Raw genomic sequence first — 23,586 nt, forward strand, 5'->3', positions numbered from 1 at the left:
CACCTTAATCCGTCGGCGTACCCTCACAATAATTGTTACTTGAATTTAGCAACGAAACCTCATTTGAAAACTCTTCAGACGGATTTGGCGCACCCGAAATAAGTATCGAATACCAAATCTTGATGTAGCCATTGGGCAGCCCGGAACTGAATGGAGGTTGAATGGGTTTGAGCTTCGTCAGGTAAGGCTTTACATTCAATACGAACTCCGCAGGAGACTCGGTTCCGAGTACGGTATAAGTGTCACTAAAATCGGTACCGAGAACTTCCTTGGTCATGAGTTCATCTTCGTAGCCTTGTGAGTAGACTGTGACAACCGTATCTTTCGGCATATGTGTCGTATCAATCGGCACGGTAACTGGCAACTCCCGGTCAGGTCGCGTCAGGTATCGGCAGCTAACCAGATCATTGTAAAGCTGAACCGTTGGAGCATCTAGATCGACCTTGGCGAGATCAACTTGCACGGAAGTGTTGAGCGACTCTACAACGGCAGAGCTGATCGTGTCATTTTCAATGGTCCAGTAAGCCTGTTTTATACCCGGCGCACCAATCACAGCATCGAACTCAGCAGGCGTCATTGTTTTGCTTAGGGGGTCAGTGTTACCCACAGTCAATGTAAAGTCAGCAACTTCTGCGCCATTTATCCAGAACCTCGCAACGTCGCCTGCCACGGGCACCCATGTATCACCCGTCTTTATCATAGGAGTGCTTAATGTTATATCCGCGAGGCGATCGCTCGCTGTGATGTGGTTGGCTGTGGTCGATTCTCCCACCACGGTAAGCTCAACCATGTTCGGATTCTTGATGTCTGGAAATCCGGGATTGTCTGGCCCAGGGGCGAGCAAGTTGATTGCCGAAGTAGTATTAGCTGAAGGCACTTCCGGCTCTGTACCACGATAAAACTTATAGGAACCGGTAATCGGAACTGCGGCCGCCGCGTCAGCCCAAAGCGCCAACAACCTGCTGGTCGTTATAGGAAATTGCAATGTAGTGGCAGTACCCAGAGGTCGATTACCTAATGGGACCTCAACCGTACCATTGGTAACGGTTGCAGCGATCCTATCAGTGTTTTGCGCATTGTCTGGGCGCGTCACATTCAAATGAACCGTATTTTGCACGTCGTTAAGATCGATCTGATCAGGAGAGATTCCCTGAGGAAAAATACAGTCATGAAGCTTTGGTGCGGGGGTTCGAGAAATTTGATAATCATTGGCAAGGGCCAGTTCGCTCAGGTTGCCCGTGAGGTCCGTCAAGGTGTACCAGAGATATTCTCGGGCATCCACTTTTGGCAACGCCGTACTCGGCACTTCTACAGTATCCGCAGTCAAATTCTGCGTGTGCAGCAATACTCCAGTGCCATAGGTCGCACCAGAATAGATATTAATAGTGTCGCTCTGATTATAAAAATCATAGCTTCGATTAACGCTTATTTGGAGAAATTCATTGTTGGCCAGCCAATCGTCGTTGACGATTTTTCCCGGCAGGTTTAAAAAGGTCGCCCTTTCAGGCTGAAATTTCGTACCCGTCGACTTTTCAACTTCTGGTGGGTTCCTGTCAATTTCTAAAGTGATCCATTGTGACTCGTCTGGATTGCCGTTGCTCCCTTTGTAAACAATTAACTGGAACTGCCACGTCGTTGACGCTTTGCTCGTATCGTCATCTAACAGCACCGCAGTCGGTACAGGAATGAGCACTTCCGCTGGGCGACCGGCCACCGTACCCAAGTCCCCATTGGCAACCTTGGTTTCTGTACCGCCCGCGCCTTTTCGTTGATACAGCTCATATTCGTCGTTATCTTCTGGCGACACAATCGTCGATGTCAGGAATCTCACCTGCGCTGTGCCTGAATCGATAATCGTTTTTGGCAGTAGTCGGCCCGCTAGCAAGCCAACAAATTCAGGATCTGCCAAGCGCGCACCCACATTTACGCTCGAACTACGCAGCTCGAATCGACTCCTCCTGCCAAGAGCAACAGGCGATTGTGACTGACCGCTGGAAATCGTACTCTTCATGTTCATTCGCTTTCTCCTCGTCAACTGAAAACCCAAGCCGTCTTTAAAAGCAACTTCTTGTCGCCAATAGGCACGACATGCATGATGGAGAGGCTCAAGACTGGTGTGCTAAATATTAGTTTTACAATGTGTCCTTCAACGGATAACCCCCGCAGGGCTCTGGCTCACCTACCCTGACTCGGTCTATCTTGACCAGGCCTCGATGTGATACATGAACTGGAACTCCTCGACGGAAGATTGTGTATGACGCAGTTGCAGAGTCGTTATCAACCATTGGCCTTATATAAGGGTCGAACGGAATATCGATGATGAACCCTTTGACGGACTCGTCTCCGATAATTGTTTTGTCGAACGTGTATCGAGGAGTGAGTGGAGCACCACCTGCCCCTAGGCAATCGAACCCCTGCCAGACCAGGACACATTCATCCAGCTCTTCGAATATACCGGCCGTCTCCGGCACTATCTCGACCCGTATCTTCTCCCAAACGCGAGGCATCGTTGAGCAATTGATATAGCCATTGATATTCGCATCAGGAAAAGCAGGCTCCCGAAGTGTGGGTTTGGGAGGATGAACAATGGTCAATTTACGAGGCGGCGATGGGTCCGGATTACCATTGCGGCCCTCTAGGCAATAATAAATAGAGGCAATGCCGTTTTTTTCCATATGTTCTGCGGTAAGACTGAAAACGAATTCCGGTTTGTCATCGATATAAGTATATGTTTCTTTGAAAATCTCGATGATTTCCGAATTTTGCTCCCAGAACACATAAAGTATGGTGTAGTCGGCGGGATCTCCTGGAGCCGGTGGTTGGGGAAAGTTCGCCCAGCGCGGTACTCTGCCAATGGTTCCGTTTTCAAGAATCTCCTGCGGGACAATACCGTCCGGATCAGATGCATCGACCCCATCCAATGTAAACGGTAGTGCTGTGGGTCGAGTACGCTGCGGCATGTTAGCTTTCTCTCTAAGAAGAGCTTGATTCCACACTATGTTCAACTTTGTGTTTGATTAGATTAGGCGCCGTATTCGCGTCCTTGCCTACTGTCAGATCTGACAGGTCAAATGACCGTCCGTCGGAGTCACGCTTTTTGCCCCCCAGACAGTTCAAAGGAGGCTTGACCATCTTCTGTGATTCAGAGAACACTGAAACCGGTTTCAGCCAGCAACTGACAGATACAAAAACAAGGTCGACATTTCGTGAACGATTTTTCAGCCGCACAGCGCAGCCGCGTCACCATGCTCGACGTCGCCGAACGCGCTGGCGTGTCCAAAGCCAGCGTCTCGCGCTTCATTGGCGATGACCGCGCCCTCCTCTCCGACGCTATTGCCCTGCGCATCGAGCGAGCCATTGACGAACTTGGCTATCGCCCCAACCAAATGGCCCGTGGCCTGAAACGCGGACGCACGCGCCTGATCGGCATGCTGGTCGCCGATATCCGCAACCCTTATTCGATTGCCGTGATGCACGGGGTGGAAACCGCTTGCCGTCCGCACGGTTACAGTCTGGTGGTGTGCAACACCGACCGTGATGACGAGCAGGAACGCCAGCACCTGGCACTGTTGCGCTCGTACAACATCGAAGGGCTGATCGTGAACACCCTTGGCCATCACCGTGACGAGTTGCACGAACTCCATCGCGAAATGCCGATGGTGCTGGTGGATCGCAAAGTTGCCGGCCTCGACAGCGATATGGTCGGACTGAACAATCCGCAGGCAGTAGAAATGGCGTTGGCACATCTTGAGCAACGCGGTTATCGCAATCTGGTGTTGGTCACCGAACCGTATGACGGCACCAGTTCACGTATCGAGCGAGTCAGCAGTTTTCAGGCGCAGATTGCGCAGCGTCCGGGCCTTACCGGGGCAGTGCTGGAAACCGGCGCTGATCTGCAAGGGCAACTTCAAACTTTTTTAAACACTCCTGGAAACGGGCCGAAAGCACTGTTCTGCGCGAATGGCGTGGCGGCGCTGGCGGCCACGACGGTATTGCGGGCGATCGGCTCGCGGTTGTTCGAGGATGTCGGGCTGATTGCCCTGGATGATCTGGATTGGTATCCGTTGGTGGGCAGCGGGATTACTGCGCTCGCCCAGCCGACGCAGGAGATTGGCGCGCGGGCGTTTGATTGTCTGTTCAAGCGTTTGCGTGGGGATGATGAGGCCGCGCGGGTGGTAGATTTTGCGCCGGTGCTGGTTGAGCGTGGGTCTACCCGGGAGGTTTGCGGTGTTTGAGCTGACGCTTTCGCGAGCAGGCTCGCTCCCACGGTTTGGCATGCGTTCCCCTGTAGGAGTGAGCCTGCTCGCGATAGCGCCCTAAAAGACAATACAAAAACACCTGATATTTTTTTGAACAAAAATGAAACCGGTTTCAGAGGTCAATAACAATGAATAAACCTGCCGTTTCCATCAGTCTGTCCAGCTACGGCGCCGAGCTTGTGCGCCAGCGCGGGCAAGATTCCTTCATCGACGTTCTGGCCGCGGCCGGGGCCAATCGCATCGAGTGGCGTGAAGAGCTGCTGACCCGCGAAGAGCCGGCGCAATTGGCGGCGGCCACCCAGGCGCAGGGTTTGCAAAGCATTTATTCCTCACCAACCGAACTGTGGCTCGCCGGCCAGGCGCAACCGAATCCCGAATTGATCACCGCGCTGCAACAGGCCGAAGCGTTCGGTTCGAAATGGCTGAAAGTCTCCCTCGGCTACTTCACCGACACCAACGACCTGCAAGCCTTGGCCGAACGTCTGCGACGAACCTCGGTGCAACTGCTCGTCGAGAACGATCAAACCCTGCACGGCGGGCGCATCGAACCGTTTCAGCGCTTCTTCGCGGCGGTCGAACAACACAACCTGCCAATCAAGATGACCTTCGATATCGGCAACTGGCAATGGCAGGACCAGTCCGCCGCCAGCGCTGCGCGGCTCCTTGGCCGGCATGTCGGTTATGTGCACTGCAAAGCCGTGGCGCGTCGCGCCGACGGCAAACTGGTGGCGGTGCCGCCCGCCGTCAGCGACCTGCATCTGTGGGAACAACTGCTGCGGCACATGGCCCAAGGCGTTATGCGCGCGGCCGAATATCCCTTGCAGGGCGACGATCTGCTGCAACTGACCACCGAGCATGTCGCCGCCCTCGCCCGCCTCGGCCAATCGCGTCTGGAGCCTGCCCATGTCTGAGATCGATATTCTTTCGTTCGGCGAAACCATGGCGATGCTGGTCGCAGAGCAGAGCGGTGATCTGGCAGCCGTCGAACATTTTCACAAACGCATTGCCGGTGCCGACAGCAACGTCGCCATCGGGCTTTCGCGGTTGGGTTTCAATGTCACCTGGCTGAGCCGGGTGGGTGATGATTCCCTCGGGCGCTTCGTGGTCGAAACCCTGATCAAGGAGGGTCTCGACTGCAGCCATGTCGACGTTGATAAACAGCATCCGACCGGTTTTCAGTTCAAGTCGCGCAATGACGATGGCAGCGACCCGCAGGTCGAGTATTTCCGCCGCGGTTCGGCGGCCAGTCACTTGTCGCCGCAATCGATCACCGCAGACTTGCTCAGCGCTCGCCATTTGCACGCCACCGGTATTCCGCCCGCGCTTTCGGCCACGGCGCGGGAATTGTCGTTTGAATTGATGAGCCGCATGCGCCATGCCGGGCACAGCGTTTCCTTCGATCCCAATCTGCGCCCGAGCCTGTGGGCCAGCGAGCGCGAGATGATCAGCGAGATCAACCGCCTCGCCGCCCTCGCCCATTGGGTTTTGCCGGGCCTGAGCGAGGGCCGCTTGCTCACCGGTTTTGAAGACCCGGCGGACATTGCCGCGTTCTATCTCGACCAAGGCGCCGAAGCGGTGGCGATCAAGCTCGGGCCGCAAGGCGCTTTTTACCGCACGCAGCTCGATCAGGGTTTTATCGCTGGCGTACCGGTGGCCCAGGTCGTTGACACGGTCGGTGCCGGTGATGGTTTTGCGGTGGGTCTGATCAGCGCCCTGCTCGAGCATCAGAGTGTTCCCGAAGCGGTGCAGCGCGCGAACTGGATTGGCAGTCGGGCGGTGCAGAGTCGTGGGGATATGGAGGGCCTCCCTACCCGCCTGGAATTATCCGGTGAATTCGAGGCCGCCGATCGCCAGCAGGCCGGCTCCCACATGGGGATTGTGTCGACCACTAACTCTGTGGGAGCCAGCCTGCGGGCGATGAGGCCCTGACAGGCTGCCCATTGTTTGAACCTGCTGCGACAAAAACAACAAGCTCAGGAGCAAGACCATGAAAAACGCTACCCTCGCCACCCGCCGCTGGTGGTACATCATGCCGATCGTGTTCATCACCTACAGCCTGGCGTATCTCGATCGCGCCAACTATGGCTTCGCCGCTGCCTCCGGCATGGCGGAAGACCTGATGATCACCCCGGGCCTGTCCTCACTGCTCGGTGCTTTGTTCTTTCTCGGTTACTTCTTCTTCCAGGTGCCCGGTGCGGTCTACGCGCAAAAGCACAGCGTCAAGAAACTGATTTTCGTCAGCCTGATCCTCTGGGGCGGCCTCGCTACCCTGACGGGAGTGGTCTCCAACGCGTATTGGCTGATCGTCATCCGCTTCATGCTTGGCGTGGTCGAAGCGGCGGTGATGCCGGCGATGCTGGTGTATCTGTGCCACTGGTTCACCCGTGCCGAACGTTCGAGGGCCAACACCTTTCTGATCCTCGGCAACCCGGTGACGATGCTGTGGATGTCGGTGGTCTCGGGTTATCTGGTGCAGCACTTCAGCTGGCGCTGGATGTTCATCATCGAAGGGTTGCCGGCGGTGTTTTGGGCATTCATCTGGTGGCGTCTGGCCGATGATCGTCCGGCCCAGGCCAAGTGGCTCAGCGATCAGGAAAAGCACGATCTGGAAAGCGCGCTGGCGGCTGAGCAGGTCGGCATCAAAGCAGTGAAGAACTACGCCGAGGCGTTCCGTTCGCCGAAAGTGATCATTCTCGCGCTGCAGTTTTTCTGCTGGAGCATCGGCGTCTACGGCTTCGTATTGTGGCTGCCGTCGATCCTCAAGGCCGGAGCGAAAATGGACATGATCGAGGCCGGCTGGCTGTCGGCGCTGCCATATCTGGCGGCGGTGATCGGCATGCTCGCGGTGTCGTGGGGTTCGGACAAGTTGCAGAAGCGCAAACGCTTCGTCTGGCCGCCGCTGCTGATCGCCTCCATCGCCTTTTACGGCTCCTATGCGCTCGGCGCGGAACATTTCTGGTGGTCGTACACGCTGCTGGTAATCGCCGGCGCCTGCATGTACGCGCCGTACGGGCCGTTTTTCGCGATCGTCCCGGAGATCCTCCCGGCCAACGTTGCCGGTGGCGCCATGGCGTTGATCAACAGCATGGGCGCGCTCGGTTCGTTCGGTGGCTCGTATCTGGTCGGTTATCTGAACAGCTCCACCGGTTCGCCCGGCGCGTCTTATCTATTGATGAGCGGTGCGTTGCTGCTGTCGGTGGTGCTGACGATTTTTCTCAAGCCCGGCGCCAGTGACCGCGTCGTCGCCAAAACCGTTGCCACGCCACGCGTGCCGGCGCATTCCTGAAAGGACTTTTCTATGAAAAAACACGTCGTGCTGTACAAGAAACTCTCGCCCGAACTCATGGCGCGTCTGCAAGAGCAGTTCGAAGTGACACTGATCGAAAGCCTCGACGCCGACGGCCTCATGCAACTGCGTGACGCTCTGCCCCGCGCGCACGGCTTGCTCGGTGCGAGTCTGAAACTCGATGCTGCGTTGCTTGATCTGGCGCCGCAACTGCAAGCCATCGCCAGCGTGTCGGTCGGCGTCGACAACTACGATATCGATTACCTGAGTCGTCGCCGGATCCTGCTGACCAACACGCCGGACGTGCTCACCGAAACCACCGCCGACACTGGTTTCGCCTTGATTCTCGCAGCGGCGCGGCGCGTGGTCGAACTGGCGAACATGGTGCGCAGCGGCCAGTGGAGCCGCAACATCGGCCCGGCGCATTTCGGCACCGATGTACATGGCAAGACGCTCGGCATCATCGGCATGGGCCGCATCGGCGAGGCACTGGCCCAGCGCGGGCATTTCGGTTTTGGCATGCCAGTGATCTATCACAGCCAGTCGCGCAAACCGGCGGTCGAGGAGCGCTTCGATGCGCAATACCGCAGCCTCGAGGACTTGCTCAGACAGGCGGATTTCATTTGCCTGACCTTACCGCTGACGGCACAGACTGTGAAGTTGATCGGCGCCGAGCAGTTTGCCTTGATGCGTCCGGAGAGCATTTTCATCAACATTTCGCGCGGCAAGGTCGTCGACGAGGCGGCAATGATCGAGGCGCTGCGTCATCAGCGCATTCGAGCGGCGGGGCTGGATGTGTTCGAGCGCGAACCGCTCGATCATGACTCGCCGTTGTTGCAGCTCAACAATGTCGTGGCGACGCCGCACATGGGTTCGGCGACGCATGAAACGCGCGAGGCGATGGCGCGGTGTGCGGTGGAGAATCTGCTGGCGGCGTTGGCTGGGGAGAAGCCGGCGAATCTGGTGAATCCTCTACACTGATCGTTCCCACGCTCTGCGTGGGAATGCCTCAAGGGACGCTCCGCGTTCCAGCTTACGAAGGGACGCAGTGCGTCCCGGGCTGCATTCCCACGCGGGAGCGTGGGAACGATCAGTGTGTGGGGTATGGCCTGGGACCATCAGGCACTGCGCGCCTGCAAAAGCTGCGTCGCGCACAAGGCAATCCGCGCGCAGGCGTCGGCCAGTTTCACCCGGTCAACCACCAGGCCAATGCGAATATGCCCCGCCGCACTCGGGCCGAACGCTTCACCGGCCAGCACCGAGACGCCATAACCTTCCAGCAATCGCTCAGCAAATGCCTGGGCGCCAAGTCCGGTCTGGCGCACATCGACCATCACGAACATCCCGCCATCCGGCCTGACCGGGTGCAGGCCCGGGCAGCCGTGCAAACGCTCGCAAACCAGATCGCGGCGCAGGCGATATTCTTCGCGCATCTGCTTTACCTCCGGCAGATCACCTTGCAGCGCAACCTGTGCAGCTTTCTGAACGAAGTCCGGCAGACCGAAGAGCATGCTCAGCGACAGGTTGACCAGATGCTCGGCCAGCGATTGCGGCCCGATCATCCAGCCAATGCGCCAGCCGGTCATGGCGTGGGATTTCGACAGGCTGTTGATCGTCGCCGTGCGTTCAGCCATGCCCGGCAGACTCGCCGGGCTGATGTGCCGGCCTTCGTAAAGCAGTTCACTGTAGACCTCGTCGCTGATCAGCCACAGATCATGGCGAATGCACAGCGCCGCCAGTTCCTGCCAGATCAACAGCGGCAAGCTGGCGCCACTGGGATTGTTCGGGCTGTTGAGCAGCATCGCCCGGGTCTTTGAGGTGATGCGCGCAGCGACATCGGCCGGGTCAACGCGAAAGCCGTTTTCCGGACGCACCGGCACGGGCACGACGGTCGCGCCGCACGCGCCGAACACGCCTTCGTACGTAACGTACATCGGTTCGGCGACGATCACCTCGTCGTCCGGATCGAGCAGACATTGCGCCACCGAATACACCGCGCATTGCGCGCCAGGCAAGACAATCACCTGATCAGGGTCAACCCGTTGACCACTGCGCTGGCAGTGTCGCGCGGCAATCAGCCTGCGCAGCTCGAGCCGGCCACGGATGTCAGCGTAATGCGTATCACCGGCCAACAGGCTGTCGATGGCGCCGTGGACGATCGGCAACGGCGTATCGAAATCCGGATCGCCGACACTCAGCAGCAGAATATCGACGCCCTCGGCGCGCAACGCCAACGCTCGGTCGTGGATCTGCCAGGCGGCGGCGCCCTCTCCGGCAATGCGTTGGGTCAAGGCTGAATAGCGCATGTACGTCTCCTGATCGCGCGGTTTCCAGCCTTCACCGTATCTCAAATCACGAAACGCGCCACCATCGCATTCAAATCCACCGCCAGACGCGACAGTTCATGAGTCGCGGCGCTGGTCTGGTTGGCCCCGGCCGCCGACTGCGTGGCCAGGTCGCGAATGTTCACCAGGTTGCGATCGACTTCGCGTGAGACTTGCGCCTGCTCTTCCGAGGCACTGGCGATCACCAGGTTGCGCTCGTTGATCTGGTGGATCGACTGGGTGATCTGCTCCAGCGCGACGCCGGCAGCACGGGCCATTTCCAGGGTGATCTGGGTGCGCTGGTTGCTTTGCTGCATCGACGAAACCGCCTCGCCGGTACCGTTTTGAATACCAGCGACCATTTTTTCGATTTCCTGGGTCGACTGCGCGGTGCGATGGGCCAGTGCTCGGACTTCGTCCGCGACCACCGCAAAGCCACGTCCGGCTTCACCGGCACGCGCGGCTTCGATCGCCGCGTTCAGCGCGAGCAGGTTGGTCTGTTCGGCGATGGCACGGATCACATCAAGCACTTTGCCAATATCGCGGCCCTGTGCGGCAAGGCCTTCGATCATCTGCGCAGTGTTCTGCACGTCGTGGGTCATGGTCTGGATCGCGTCGACGGTTTTCACCACCTGATCGCGACCTTCACGGGCGGCGTGGGTCGACTGGTTCGAGGCTTCGGAAGTCGACACCGCGTTGCGCGCGACTTCTTCGACGGCGGCGGTCATCTCGTTGACGGCAGTGGCGGCCTGTTCGATCTCGTTGTTCTGCTGCTGCAAACCGCGCGAGGCTTCTTCAGTGACGGCGCTGAGTTCTTCGGCGGCCGCGCCCAACTGCGTAGCGGAACCGGCGATCTGTTCGATGGTTTGACGCAGATTGACCTGCATCGCTGCGAGGGCTTCGAGCAGGCGCGCCGGCTCGTCCTTGCCATCGACTTCGATGGCTTTGCTCAGATTGCCAGCGGCGATGGTTTGCGCCGCCAGTAGCGCGCGGTTGAGCGGTGTGACAATGCTGCGGGTCAACAGCCAGGCCAGCAATACAGTGGCCAGCGCTGCAATCACCGCGACAATGATGATCCCGGTTATCGCGCTGTCGTAATAATCGCCGGCGCGAGTCGACGCGGTCTTGGCATCGGCGGCATTGATCGCGATCAGTTTATTCAACTGCTCGCCCATCTGGTCGGTGCCTTCCTTGATTCGCGTGTTGATCAGCGCGCGCAACTCTTCCATTTTGTCCTGGCGCGACAACTCAAGCATCTGGTTCTGCGCTTGCACGTAGTTGTCCAGCGTGGTCGAAAAAGTCTGGTACAGCGCGCGTTCTTCCGGGCCCGCATGCAGTTCGGCATAAGCGGCTTGTGCCTTGCGAGCTTTGTCTACCAGTGCGGCAATGCGCGCCTGCGCTTCCTGCAACGCGGCAGGTTCGCGATTGACCAATACGCGAAACGAGAGAATGCGCATCCGCAGGACGTTTTCCGTTATCACGCTGAGATGGGCCACGCTGGGCAGTTGCGTCGTGTTCATATCAATTGACGCCTGGCGGATGACCGACATGCGGTTGACGGCAAACACACCCAGCACGACCACCAAAAGGGCGATGAAGGCAAAACCGAGGAAGGCACGGGGCGCGATATTCAGGTTACGCAAGGACATGGCTGAACTCTCAAGATAGAAGCTACGAGCGTCCATGCCATGATCACTGACCCGTGGGGAGCGCGGGCTGCAGTCCGGCGCCACTGTTTTGGGAGTTTTGTGTGCGCCTGACCTTTATATCGGCCAGGCTTGAGGAAGATTGCGGGTCCGTTGCAAATATTTTTATCGGTGTTTCAGGGATGAAACACCGCCGGGGAATTTCAGGCGCTGCGCCGCGCCATCTGCCAGACGCGAGCAATGTCGGTGGCGCGTTCACGCAACAATCGTGGCGCTTCGGCGCAGGCCTGTTCCAGGGTCATCGGCCCGCTGGTCACGGCGAATGCCGCATCGATACCATGGCCATACAGTTCCTGATAACCGTCGCCGAGGGTGCCGGCAATCACCACCACCGGCACGCCGTGTTGTTTGGCGATCCGTGCCACGCCGAACGGCGTCTTGCCACGCAGGGTCTGCGCGTCGAAGCGGCCTTCCCCGGTAATCACCAGATCGGCGCCCTCAACCGCATCGGCGAGCCCCACCAGCTCCGCTACCACTTCCACGCCAGCCTGAAACTGCGCTCCAAGAAACGCCTTGGCGGCAAAACCCAGACCGCCGGCCGCACCGCTGCCGGGTTCATCGCGGACGTCTTTGCCCAGCGCCTGCGCGCACAGTTCGGCAAAGTGCCCCAAGGCCTGATCGAGTTGCTGCACCTGCGCCGGCGAGGCACCTTTCTGTGGGCCGAAAATCGCGGAGGCGCCATGCGGACCGCACAGCGGATTGTTCACATCCGCGGCAATATCGAAACGCACCTGTGCCAGACGCGAGTCGAGTGCACTCAGGTCCAGTCGCGCCAGTTGCGCCAGTGCCAGTCCGCCGGGGACCAGCGCCTGATCCTGCGCATCAAGCAGTTTCAGCCCCAACGCCTGCATCGCACCGGCGCCGCCATCGTTGGTGGCGCTGCCGCCAATCGCCAGAATCACCCGTTGTGCGCCGGCATCCAGCGCCGCGCGAATCAGTTCGCCGGTGCCAAACGTGCTGCTGATGCACGCATCGCGCTGCCCGGGCGGCACCAGTTGCAAGCCGCTGGCTTCGGCCATTTCGATGATCGCGGTCTGGGTGTGCGGCAACCAGCCCCACGCGGCCTCGACCGGCGCACCAAGCGGACCACGCACGCGGCTGCGGCGCAGTTCGCCGGCACAGGCCGCCAGAATCGACTCCACCGTGCCTTCGCCGCCATCGGCCATCGGGCATTTGACCAGCGTCGCCTGCGGCCACACCTGCGCCAGGCCAAGGGCGATGGCCTCGGCGACGCCCTGAGCACTGAGGCTGTCCTTGAATGAATCGGGGGCGATGACGACTTTCATGGGAAATCTCCGGTGGCAATGTCCGTCATGCTGCCAGTCGGTCGGTGTGTTGACGCCGGTCGGTTGCACAAGTGGCGTCGGCGTTTATTGTTCATTTTCACAAAAGATATGTGTTGGTTGTACCGGCCTCATCGCTGGCAAGCCAGCTCCCACAGGGTGCTGTGGTGGATGTGGAAGTTGTGAACGCCTTCTGACCTGTGGGAGCTGGCTTGCCAGCGATGACGGTCTCAAGGACAACTCATGCCGATGGGTCGGTCTGTGGCAACAACTGCACCCCTAAATACAACACCAGCATCCCGTCCAGCCTGAGCGGATCGACCCCGCTTAACTCGGCAATCCGCTCCATCCGGTAACGCAGGCTGTTGCGATGAATGCCCAAGGCATCGGCACAGGCCTGACTCTGGCCGTCGTGTTCGCACCAGCTGCGCAGCGTCGCCAACAATTGGCCGTTGCTGTCCTTGGCGATCACCTTGCGCAGCGGTTTGAGCAGTTCGTCCAGCGCATCATCGTTGCGGTGGCGCCAGAGCATCACCGGCAAACGATAGCGGTTGAGCGTCAGCACGCGCGACTGCGGCAAGACTTCGCGCCCGTAGGCGAGCAAGTCGCCGACCCGCCGATAACAGCGGCGCAGCCCGGCTAGCCCGTCGGCCTGCCCGCCTACGGCAATGCGCAGGATCTTCCAGCCGAGGCCATCGAGTTTTTCCAGCAAGCGCTCGTGCTCGATGTGCTGACTCGCCGGGCGACACCACAGCAGCGATGACTGCGCCGAACTTACGCACCAGCTGTCCGGGTAACGCGACATCAGCCAGGCACTCAACGCCTCGACGGTTTGCCCCGGACCGTGCTCAGCCCCCAGTTCGAACAGATGAGGCACCCGCGTCAGTTGCGGCTTGAGCCCCAGTTGCTGCGCCTCGTCGACCAGCCGCGGCGAATCACCCGCCTCGCTCAGCAACAGCGCCAGCAGATCATCACAACGCTGGCGCCGCCATTGCTGCTCGGCCTGCTGGTTGCGCTGGCCAACCAGCATTTCTGCAGTCATGCGCACCAGTTCGGCGTAGGTGCGCAGTTGCTCGGGTTCACCGGTGATGCCGAGCACGCCGATCAAACGCTGATCGAGCAGCAGCGGCAGGTTGATGCCCGGTTGCACGCCCTTGAGATGCACCGCCGTCTGCGCATCGATTTCCACCACGCGGCCATTGGCCAACACCAATTGCGCACCCTCGTGGCGAGTGTTGATGCGCTCTGGTTCGCCGCTGCCGAGGATCAGCCCCTGGCTGTCCATGACGTTGACGTTGTAAGGCAAAATGGCCATCGCCCGGTCGACGATGTCTTGGGCGAGGTCGTGATCAAGTTCGAACATGACAGCGGCAATCCTTGAAATTCGGCGCGTGCGATTGTTCACCCGCACAGGGTCTGCCGGCAAACCCTGTGCTCAGGCACAAAGACAATCCGGCCAGAGGTGGCCGAGACTCTCGGGGCGATCAACGTTACCCTTTGCATCGCAAAAAATCATAATAAAGAGAGAGCCGCTATGTCGCAGAGCGCCGCAGCTACCCAGACCATCGACACCGACGGTAAAAACGCCGTCTACAAACGCATCACCCTGCGTTTGATTCCCTTCATCTTCGTCTGCTACCTGTTCAACTACCTCGACCGGGTCAACGTTGGATTCGCCAAACTGCAGATGCTCGACGCACTGAAGTTCAGCGAAACCGTGTACGGCCTCGGCGCCGGGATCTTCTTCATCGGCTACGTGCTGTGCGGCGTGCCGAGTAACCTGGCCTTGACCAGATTCGGTCCACGGCGCTGGATTGCGCTGATGATGATCACTTGGGGGGCGCTATCGACCTGCCTGCTGTTCGTCACCACGCCGACCGAGTTCTACACCCTGCGACTGTTCACCGGCGCGGCCGAAGCCGGGTTCTTCCCCGGCGTAGTGCTGTACCTCTCGCAGTGGTTCCCGACGTTCCGCCGCGGCCGGATCATGGCGCTGTTCATGTCGGCGATTCCGGTGTCAGGTCTGCTCGGCAGCCCGTTTTCCGGCTGGATTCTCAATCACTTCGCTGCCGGCCAGGGCGGTCTCGCCGGTTGGCAGTGGATGTTCCTGCTGCAAGGCATTCCGACGGTCATTCTCGGCGCTCTCGCCTGGTTCCTGCTCAGCGACAGCTTCGCCAACGCCAAATGGCTGACCCCGCACGAGCGCGCGGTGCTTGAAGCGGATCAGGCCGAAGACCTGGCGAACAAACCGAAATCCACCTCCGACTCGCTGCTGGCGGTGTTCAAGAACCCGGCGATCTGGGCGTTCGGCCTGATCTACTTCTGTATCCAGAGCGGCGTCTATGCGATCAACTTCTGGCTACCATCGATCATCAAGAACCTCGGTTTCAGCGATAACCTGGTGATCGGCTGGTTGAGCGCGATTCCGTATCTGCTGGCGGCGGTGTTCATGCTGGTTGTTGGTCGCTCAGCGGACCTGCGCAAGGAACGCCGCTGGCATCTGGTGGTGCCAATGCTGATGGGCGCGATTGGCTTGCTCATTGCGGTCAACTTCGCGGCAAATCCGGCGATTGCGATTCTCGGTTTGACCATCGCTACCATGGGTGCGCTGACGGGTCTGCCGATGTTCTGGCCGGTGCCGACTGCCATGCTGAGCGCTGGCGCTGCGGCCGGTGGTCTGGCGTTGATCAACTCGATGGGGCAGATGGCTGGATTCCTGAGCCCGTATCTGGTGGGTTGGGTCAAGGACAGTACCGGGTCGACGAATGCGGCGTTGTATCTGCTCGCGGCGGTGATTGTCGGCGGGAGTCTGTTGGCGTTGCGGATGACGCGGACGTTGCGGGCTTAGCCTGAGTTCTCGAACACTGCACCATCCCCTGTGGGAGCTAGCTCCCATTGATCGTTCCCACGCTCCGCGTGGGAATGCAGCCCGGGACGCTCTGCGTCCCAAAGCAGACGCAGAGCGTCCTTGGCGGCGTTACCACGCGGAGCGTGGGAACGATCAGAAGCCCTGCCCCTGGTGACGGGGCTTTTTGCATTCAGATGCCGAGCTTATAAATTCACTTTGCGACGACTGGCGCATCTGGTATTTGATTGAACCCCTCCCACCGCCAAAAAGGATTTCGCCATGAGCTACCGCACACTCGGCCACTCCGGACTGCAGGTCTCCACGTTGACGCTCGGCACAATGATGTTCGGCGAACAGACCAACGCCGAAGATTCGCTGCGCATTATCGACAAGGCCTGGGATCAGGGGATCAACTTCATCGACACCGCCGACGTCTACACCAACGGCCGCTCCGAAGAGATCGTCGGTGAAGCGATCGCTCGTCATCGGCACGAATGGGTGCTGGCCACCAAGGTCGGCTTCGGCCCGGTGGACGGTGTGCCGAACCGCAGCGGTTTGAGCCGCAAACATATCTTCAACGGTCTCGAAGCCAGCCTCACTCGGCTCGGCACTGACTACGTCGACATCTATTACCTGCACCGCGAAGACCACAACACGCCGCTTGAAGTGAGCGTTTCGGCGATTGGCGATCTGATTCGCCAAGGCAAGATCCGCTATTGGGGGCTGTCGAACTATCGCGGCTGGCGGATCGCCGAGGTGATTCGTGTTGCAGACAAGCTCGGCGTTGACCGCCCGGTGATCAGCCAGCCGCTGTACAACATCGTCAACCGTCAGGCCGAGACTGAGCAGATTACCGCTGCGCAAACCTATGGCCTCGGCGTGGTGCCTTACAGCCCGCTGGCCCGCGGCGTGCTCAGCGGCAAGTACGCGCCGGATGTGCAACCGGACGTCAACAGCCGCGCCGGGCGCCAGGACAAGCGCATTCTGGAAACCGAGTGGCGCGTCGAGTCGTTGCGCATTGCCCAGCAGATTCAGCAGTACACCGAGCAGCGCGGGGTCGGCATGGTCGAGTTTGCGATTGCCTGGGTGCTGAACAACAGCGCCGTGACCTCGGCGATTGTCGGGCCGCGGACCGAGGCGCAGTGGGATGCCTATACCAAGGCGCAGGCGGTGAAGATCAGCGCCGAAGACGAGGCGTTCATCGATTCGCTGGTCACGCCGGGACATGCTTCGACACCGGGTTTCAACGATGTCAGCCATTTCGTCTCTGGGCGCAAACCACATCAGGCATAACAGCTCTTCCCTAATGTAGAACAGCCGATACAATCGGCTGTTTTTCATTGAATTCAGCGCGATCAAACGGAAACTGGATTGATCGGCGCAAAATTGCCAGGGATAACTGCATGTTCGATCGCTCCGTCGAGGCCCCCGCGAAGCCTGCTCTGCTGAAAAACCCCGGCGACCGACACGATCCGCATTCCCAACTTCACGCCGAAGAGACGGCAACGGCCATCGGGCGCAAACCCTCGATTGAGTACCGCGCCGATATCGACGGCCTGCGCGCCATCGCCGTGCTGCTGGTGTTGATCTTCCACGGCGGCCTGGCGTTGTTTCCGTCCGGATACATCGGCGTCGATATCTTCTTTGTGATTTCCGGGTACCTGACCACCTCGATCATCATGACCTCGCTGGACAAGGGCACGTTCAGCTTCACAGGCTTTTACACGCGACGCATCTGGCGCCTGCAACCGGCAATCATCGCCCTGCTGATCGCAACGTTGCTAATCACCACGCTGCTGTATCTGCCCAGCGACTACGTCGACTTTCTCAAAAGCGAAAAATACACCTCGCTGCTGATTTCAAATCAGTACTTTTCCAAAGTGACCAGCGGCTACGCGACGCCGGATGCCGCAAGCCTGCCGTTGCTGCACACCTGGTCGCTGGCCATCGAATGGCAATGGTATCTGGCCTTGCCGTTGGGCCTTTGGCTGCTCAACCGCTATGTGGCGAAAAGAGTTTTCAAGGCCACCGTGCTGGGTCTGACCCTCGCGGCAATGGCACTGGCCTTGTACCTCTCGTATGCCTATCCCGACCGCAACTATTACTTCTTCACCGCGCGCATCTTTGAATTGATGATCGGCTCCTGCGCGGTGATTTTCAGCCGCGAGACTTTCCGGCTCAAGCGCCTGAGCGCTTCGGTGATCTGTGCGCTGGCGCTGGCAACGCTGTTTTACTGCGCGACGCGTGAAGATATCTTGTCGGGTTTCCCCGGCTACCACGCCATCGCCGTGTGCCTGGCCACGGCCGTGCTGCTGTTTCGCGGCATCGGCGATGCCAGCGTGACTTCAAAATTGCTGGCGTTCCGGCCGCTGGTGTTTATCGGCACGCTCTCGTATTCGCTGTACGTCTGGCACTGGCCGATTCTCGCCGTGACGAGCTACCTGGGCATCGCCCTCACCCCGCTGGTGCAGGTGCTGTACTTCGGCGCGACCTTCGTCATCGGCTATCTGTCCTTCGTGCTGATCGAAAACCGCTTCCGCAAGGCGCGCGCAGGCTTTGGCAAAACCCTGATCTGGCTGATCATCGTGCCAGCGATTGCCCTGTCTTTATTGCACTCGGCCGGTGATCGAAACGAGGGCTGGCCGAACCGTTTCAACCAGGGCTCGAACAATCTGTTCAACGGTTTGAAAGCATCAGTGCCGGCCAACCGGGAAGCCTGTCTGGGCGTCAGCGACGGCGCCGACCCTGGCTGCATGATGGGCGCTGCACAAGCCAAGCCTCAGGTTCTGCTGATGGGGGATTCTTACTCGAACCATTATTGGGGCTTCGTTGAAACGCTGGCCAAGGACGCGAACCTCGCCGTCCTCGCGCAGGGCTATCCGGCCTGCCTGGCGCTGCCGAACATCTACCTCTACAACTGGTACAAAGCGAAAAACGCGCTGTATCAGAAATGCCACAACGCTGCGCAACGCTACTACGAAATGATCGCCAGCCATCATTTCCGCTACGTGATCATCGGGCAGTTCTGGGAGGCCTATCTCACCGATGCCATCGTTACCCGCCTCGAGGATCCGCGCAGTGTCGAACTGTCGCAACAACGCCTCGGCGTCGCGCTCCGCCAAGCCTTGGACATCATCGTCAAGTCGGGCGCAACACCGGTGTTCCTGATGAATACCCTGCCGATGCCGACGGGGATCAACGAGTGTTTATTGAAACAGGTGAAGTTGCGCGGCTTGCTCGGCAGTGCCGAACAGAGCATTCAATGCGCATCGGTGCCTTGGTCAAATGACGAAGATCCGACATTGGCCCGGTTGTTCAGCGAACTGCAGGGCGAATACCCGAGCCTGATCGTCATCGATCCGAAAAGCCTGCAATGCAAGGATGGCGCTTGCGCGACCACAGTCGATGGCTTGCCGGTTTATCGTGACCTCGGTCACATGACCGATTACGCGTCTTACCGGTTTGGTGAAATGTACCTCAAGCGCTTTGGTAATCCGCTGAAGGGTGGTCAGTGATCTTAAGCGCTTCGCGAGCAGGCTCGCTGCCACAGCGCATAGGGCAGCTATGCTGATGACGCGGCGATCCGGTTGATACCTGTGAAGAATATTGAGCAACCGATCAATATTCAGCACAAAAACCACGTATCCTTCGCCCCCCCGTTCAACCCTCAACCTGCGAGGACAGCTTGGCTAAAGGTATCGCTCTATCGGTTTCGGCATCGGTGCTGTTTGCCGTCATGTATTACTACACTTCGTTGCTCACACCGTTGAGCGGTGTGGAGATATTTGGCTGGCGGATGCTGCTGACCGTGCCGTGCATGACCGTGTTCATGCTGGTTTCCGGGGAATGGCGGCGGGTTATCGAGCTGGTACGCTTGATGGCGGCGAGGCCGAAATTGATCGGCGGCTTGATCATCTCGGCCGCGTTGCTCGGCGTGCAGCTGTGGCTGTTCATGTGGGCGCCGCTGAACGATTACAGCCTTGATGTCTCGCTGGGTTATTTCCTGCTGCCGCTGGCGATGGTATTGACCGGGCGCATCGCCTACGGCGAGAGCCTGTCGTATCTGCAAAAGATCGCCGTGTTTTTTGCCAGCCTCGGCGTGCTGAACGAGTTGTATCAGGTTGGCGGTTTTTCCTGGGCCACCCTGGTGGTCGTGGTTGGCTATCCGCTGTACTTCGTGCTGCGCAAATACCTGAAGACCGACAACCTCGGTGGTTTGTGGGTCGACATGACCTTGATGCTCCCGGTCGCCTGGTGGTTCGTGCAGGGCGGCGAGCAAGGCTTGGGCGTGTTTGACCAATATCCCGGGTTGCTCTGGCTGATTCCGCTGCTCGGGCTGATCAGCGCCTCGGCGTTGGTGGTGTACATCATCGCCAGCCGCTTGCTGCCGTTCAGTCTGTTCGGCTTGTTGAGTTATGTTGAACCGGTGCTGCTGCTCGGCGTGGCACTGTTGCTCGGGGAAAGCATCAAGTCCGGGGAATGGCTGACCTATATCCCGATCTGGATGGCGGTGGTGGTGCTGGTCTTCGAAGGCTTCAAACACCTGATGCGACAAAGCCGCCCATAAGCCGGGCGTGAAACCAATGTGGGAGCCCGCCTGCTGGCGATTGCGATCTGTCAGTCAACTTTTATGTTGAATCTGAAGTCGCTATCGCCAGCAGGCTGGCTCCCACAATGTTTATCGGTGCTGTTGATTATTCGGTGGTCAAAACACCACGACGCACCTGGTCGCGCTCGATCGACTCGAACAGTGCCTTAAAGTTGCCCTCACCGAAACCATCATCGCCTTTGCGCTGAATGAATTCGAAGAATACCGGGCCCATCAGGGTTTCCGAGAAGATCTGCAGTAGCAGGCGCTTGTCGCCCTGCTCCGATGCGCCATCGAGCAGAATACCGCGCGATTGCAGCTGGTCGACCGGCTCGCCGTGGTTCGGCAGGCGCCCTTCGAGCATTTCGTAGTAGGTATCCGGCGGTGCCGTCATGAAGCGCATGCCGATCTTCTTCAGCTGGTCCCAGGTCTTGATCAAATCGTCCGTGAGGAAGGCGACGTGCTGGATGCCCTCACCGTTGAACTGCATCAGGAATTCTTCGATCTGCCCGGCGCCCTTGGATGATTCTTCGTTCAGCGGGATGCGGATCATGCCGTCCGGAGCGGTCATTGCTTTCGAGGTCAGGCCGGTGTATTCGCCCTTGATGTCGAAGTAGCGAATTTCGCGGAAGTTGAACAGCTTCTCGTAGAAATTCGCCCAGTAGGCCATGCGGCCGCGATAAACGTTGTGGGTCAGGTGATCGATGATCTTCAGGCCGGCACCAACCGGGTTGCGATCGACGCCTTCGATGAACACGAAGTCGATGTCATAGATCGAGCTGCCTTCGCCGAAACGGTCGATCAGGTAGAGCGGCGCGCCGCCAATGCCCTTGATCGCCGGCAGGTTCAGCTCCATCGGACCGGTTTCGATGTGAATCGGCTGGGCGCCGAGTTCCAGTGCGCGGCTGTAGGCCTTTTGCGAATCCTTGACGCGGAACGCCATGCCACAAACGGACGGGCCATGTTCAGCGGCGAAGTACGAGGCGACGCTGTTCGGTTCGTTGTTGAGGATCAGGTTGATCGCGCCCTGACGGTACAGGTGCACGTTCTTGGAGCGGTGGGTGGCGACTTTGGTGAAGCCCATGATCTCGAAGATCGGCTCCAGCGTGCCGGGAGTCGGCGATGCGAACTCGATGAATTCAAAGCCCATCAGGCCCATTGGGTTTTCGTATAAATCTGCCATGGTGACGCCTCATCATTTCTAATCAATCAACCGGGGTTTATTGGCGAGTCATGCTGAGAGCGCTGGGCGGCGCGCAGGAAATGCCACGCACACTGCGGGCGAGGAAGTCACCGTAGATCAGTTGAAACCCGAATATCTTCATTGTCGACCCAAGGCTCTTGCGGGCGAGGCTTCTGCTGCCAGAAGACGATTATTATTGTATGCGTAACCCGATTCTACACAGCGTAAACCAGCTTGTCTGCTGCCCCTATGAAATCCGCTTTCTTGCGTTTGCCGCAAGGTGTTTATTGCACAGGTATGAGCGGCGCAATCAGCGTGTTCGATCTATCCTCGCTCCTGGCTGACTGCTTTTGCGCAGCGCCCCAAGCTTCGCCCCCACCCACCGCGACAGGATGCGCCCATGCCGTTGACCGTCAGACCCCGCCGCAAACGCAGCACACGTATCGTCATCACGCTGCTGAGCGGGCTGCTGCCGATCATATTGGGCAGTACGATCCTTTACTTGCAGGCCGAACGCATCCTCGAACAGAGTGCTCGAGAGACCGCCGAACAGGCCTTGCGTCAGTTTGAGCTGATGCTCGACAACACTGCGCAAGCGGCTCATGAACTCTTGCCATTGGCCGGCCAGACTTGTGAAAGCGTCAAGCTGGCCCTGCGTGAACAAGTGACCCGCCGCCCGTTCGTGCGCTCGACCAATCTGGTCTGGGACAACAACCTCTATTGCAGCTCGCTGTTTGGCGACTACCAGGAAGTCGTGAATGCCGGCGACTACAACCAGGGCAAGTTGTGGCTGATGAACGGCAATCCGGTAACACCGGACACCGCGCTGCTGGTGTATCGACTCAGCGAAGGTCGCGGTGGTGCGTTGACCACGCTGGACGGTTATCACCTGAGCAATATCCTGCGACTGATCAGCCGGCAGACGTTGCTGGTCTTGCAGGTGGGCGATAACTGGCTGGCGGCTGATGGCAAAGTCCAAACGGGCGCCCTCCCCGCGCTGCCCGTTGCGCCGACCACGCTGGTTTCATCGCGTTATGGGTTTAGCGTCAACGCCGGTTATGCCCAAGGTGAAACCTGGCGCTACATGGCCGCTGAGTACCCACCATTGTTCAGCCTGCTGATTTTCTTCGGTGCAGTCTCCGGCGCGATCGGCCATGTCGTGCAAAAGCGCTCGGTTTCGCCAAGTCATGAGATGCTTCGGGCGCTGGAAGCTGGCGAATTCATCCCCTACTTCCAGCCTGTGGTGCATGGCGACAGCAAGGCCTGGTCCGGAGCCGAAGTGCTGATGCGCTGGGCTCACCCCAAAGAAGGCCTGGTGCGACCGGACCTGTTCATTCCGTTTGCCGAACATTCGGGACTGATCGTGCCGATGACTCGCGCCCTGATGCAACAAACCGCCGCGCTGCTGGGACCGTTGTCAGCGACCTTCACTGCGCCCTTTCACATTGGCGTGAATATTACCGCCAGCCATTGCCGGGATCTGGAACTGGTGGAGGACTGTCGACTGTTTCTCGCCGCGTTCGCCCCCGATAGCGTCAGTCTGGTGTTGGAATTGACCGAACGCGAGTTGATCGAACCCACCGAGATCACTCGCCAACTGTTCGAACAGCTGCATTCACTGGGCGTGAAGATCGCCATTGATGACTTCGGCACCGGGCACTCCAGCCTTGCCTACTTGCGCAAATTCAACGTGGACTTTCTAAAGATCGATCAGAGCTTCGTTGCCATGATCGGCATCGACGCGCTATCGCGGCACATACTCGACACGATTATCCAACTGTCGGCCAAGCTGGATTTGGGTATTGTTGCTGAAGGTGTCGAAACCCAGGCTCAGGCCGACTATCTGACTGCACATGATGTCGATTTCCTCCAGGGATATCTGTTTGCTAAACCGATGCCCGCTGCGGATTTCATCGACGCATTAACTCATCGTTAACTAAGCTGTTTCAAGACGAGCGTACCGATGAGGCGCACCAAATTGATACAAAAGACCACTGTTGTTACATCAAGACAACATCAGGATTTACTCTTGGCGCATTAACTACTACAATTTTTTCAACCTGAGCAAAATTCGCAGGTGAGCCATTATCACCGAGTCGCTTCACGGCT

Annotated in this window: 17 protein-coding genes; 10 read left to right on the plus strand and 7 right to left on the minus strand. The window is 58.8% G+C overall.

The genetic code is table 11. The features are described 5' to 3' along the window. Positions 1-4 precede the first annotated feature (4 nt). Entirely contained in the window at positions 5-2,017 is a 2,013-nt protein-coding gene (locus tag J3P93_RS14690) for a hypothetical protein (protein WP_434589032.1), read from the minus strand. Positions 2,018-2,132: 115 nt separating this feature from the next. Beyond that, positions 2,133-2,960, minus strand: a complete 828-nt coding sequence (locus tag J3P93_RS14695) for a hypothetical protein (protein WP_434589034.1) — start codon at positions 2,958-2,960, stop codon at positions 2,133-2,135. Positions 2,961-3,206: 246 nt separating this feature from the next. Between J3P93_RS14695 and J3P93_RS14700 the strand changes: the two genes are divergently transcribed. The 5 genes from J3P93_RS14700 (at position 3,207) to J3P93_RS14720 (ending at position 8,526) form a co-directional block, all read left to right on the plus strand. Beyond that, positions 3,207-4,235 (plus strand): LacI family DNA-binding transcriptional regulator, encoded by a 1,029-nt coding sequence (locus J3P93_RS14700; protein ID WP_434589036.1) that lies wholly within the window; start codon positions 3,207-3,209, stop codon positions 4,233-4,235. Between the two features lie 152 nt (positions 4,236-4,387). Next, positions 4,388-5,170 carry a sugar phosphate isomerase/epimerase family protein gene (locus J3P93_RS14705; protein ID WP_434589038.1) on the plus strand — a complete coding sequence of 261 codons (783 nt, stop codon included), beginning with the start codon at positions 4,388-4,390 and terminating at the stop codon, positions 5,168-5,170. Further along, a complete protein-coding gene (locus J3P93_RS14710; RefSeq protein WP_434589040.1) occupies positions 5,163-6,188 on the plus strand; it encodes a sugar kinase in 1,026 nt (341 codons plus the stop codon). Before J3P93_RS14705 ends, J3P93_RS14710 begins: the two co-directional genes overlap by 8 nt. A 58-nt stretch (positions 6,189-6,246) precedes the next feature. Further along, complete coding sequence (locus J3P93_RS14715; protein ID WP_434589042.1) at positions 6,247-7,545, plus strand: MFS transporter; 1,299 nt, start codon at positions 6,247-6,249, stop codon at positions 7,543-7,545. A 12-nt stretch (positions 7,546-7,557) separates the two neighbouring features. Further along, the gene (locus J3P93_RS14720; protein WP_434589044.1) at positions 7,558-8,526 is read left to right on the plus strand and encodes a 2-hydroxyacid dehydrogenase; all 969 of its coding nucleotides are present in this window, start codon (positions 7,558-7,560) and stop codon (positions 8,524-8,526) included. 137 nt (positions 8,527-8,663) lie between these two features. On the opposite strand, the gene J3P93_RS14725 is transcribed toward J3P93_RS14720, so the two are convergent. The 4 genes from J3P93_RS14725 to J3P93_RS14740 form a co-directional block, all read right to left on the minus strand. Next, positions 8,664-9,851 (minus strand): pyridoxal phosphate-dependent aminotransferase, encoded by a 1,188-nt coding sequence (locus J3P93_RS14725; protein WP_434589046.1) that lies wholly within the window; start codon positions 9,849-9,851, stop codon positions 8,664-8,666. A gap of 41 nt (positions 9,852-9,892) precedes the next feature. Continuing rightward, on the minus strand, positions 9,893-11,518 hold the full coding sequence (locus J3P93_RS14730; RefSeq protein WP_434589048.1) for a methyl-accepting chemotaxis protein: 1,626 nt from the start codon (positions 11,516-11,518) through the stop codon (positions 9,893-9,895). Positions 11,519-11,718: 200 nt separating this feature from the next. Then, positions 11,719-12,861: a glycerate kinase gene (locus J3P93_RS14735; RefSeq protein ID WP_434589050.1), complete on the minus strand. Its 1,143-nt coding sequence runs from the start codon at positions 12,859-12,861 to the stop codon at positions 11,719-11,721. Positions 12,862-13,099: 238 nt separating this feature from the next. After that, a complete protein-coding gene (locus J3P93_RS14740) occupies positions 13,100-14,221 on the minus strand; it encodes a sugar diacid recognition domain-containing protein (protein WP_434589052.1) in 1,122 nt (373 codons plus the stop codon). A gap of 171 nt (positions 14,222-14,392) precedes the next feature. Between J3P93_RS14740 and J3P93_RS14745 the strand changes: the two genes are divergently transcribed. From J3P93_RS14745 to rarD, 4 genes are all read left to right on the plus strand, one after another. Continuing rightward, positions 14,393-15,706, plus strand: a complete 1,314-nt coding sequence (locus J3P93_RS14745) for an MFS transporter (RefSeq protein WP_434589054.1) — start codon at positions 14,393-14,395, stop codon at positions 15,704-15,706. Positions 15,707-15,985: 279 nt separating this feature from the next. Beyond that, positions 15,986-16,999: an aldo/keto reductase gene (locus J3P93_RS14750; protein ID WP_434589056.1), complete on the plus strand. Its 1,014-nt coding sequence runs from the start codon at positions 15,986-15,988 to the stop codon at positions 16,997-16,999. A gap of 110 nt (positions 17,000-17,109) precedes the next feature. Next, entirely contained in the window at positions 17,110-19,221 is a 2,112-nt protein-coding gene (locus J3P93_RS14755) for an acyltransferase family protein (RefSeq protein WP_434589058.1), read from the plus strand. Between the two features lie 170 nt (positions 19,222-19,391). Further along, positions 19,392-20,273: an EamA family transporter RarD gene (gene rarD, locus J3P93_RS14760; RefSeq protein WP_434589060.1), complete on the plus strand. Its 882-nt coding sequence runs from the start codon at positions 19,392-19,394 to the stop codon at positions 20,271-20,273. Positions 20,274-20,400: 127 nt separating this feature from the next. Here rarD and hppD read toward each other — a convergent pair whose 3' ends face one another. After that, on the minus strand, positions 20,401-21,477 hold the full coding sequence (gene hppD / locus J3P93_RS14765) for a 4-hydroxyphenylpyruvate dioxygenase (protein WP_101157216.1): 1,077 nt from the start codon (positions 21,475-21,477) through the stop codon (positions 20,401-20,403). 400 nt (positions 21,478-21,877) lie between these two features. Between hppD and J3P93_RS14770 the strand changes: the two genes are divergently transcribed. Further along, positions 21,878-23,413, plus strand: a complete 1,536-nt coding sequence (locus J3P93_RS14770) for an EAL domain-containing protein (protein WP_434589062.1) — start codon at positions 21,878-21,880, stop codon at positions 23,411-23,413. Positions 23,414-23,586 lie beyond the last annotated feature (173 nt).

This window comes from Pseudomonas sp. R3-57, from assembly GCF_051132065.1.
Classification (GTDB): domain Bacteria; phylum Pseudomonadota; class Gammaproteobacteria; order Pseudomonadales; family Pseudomonadaceae; genus Aquipseudomonas.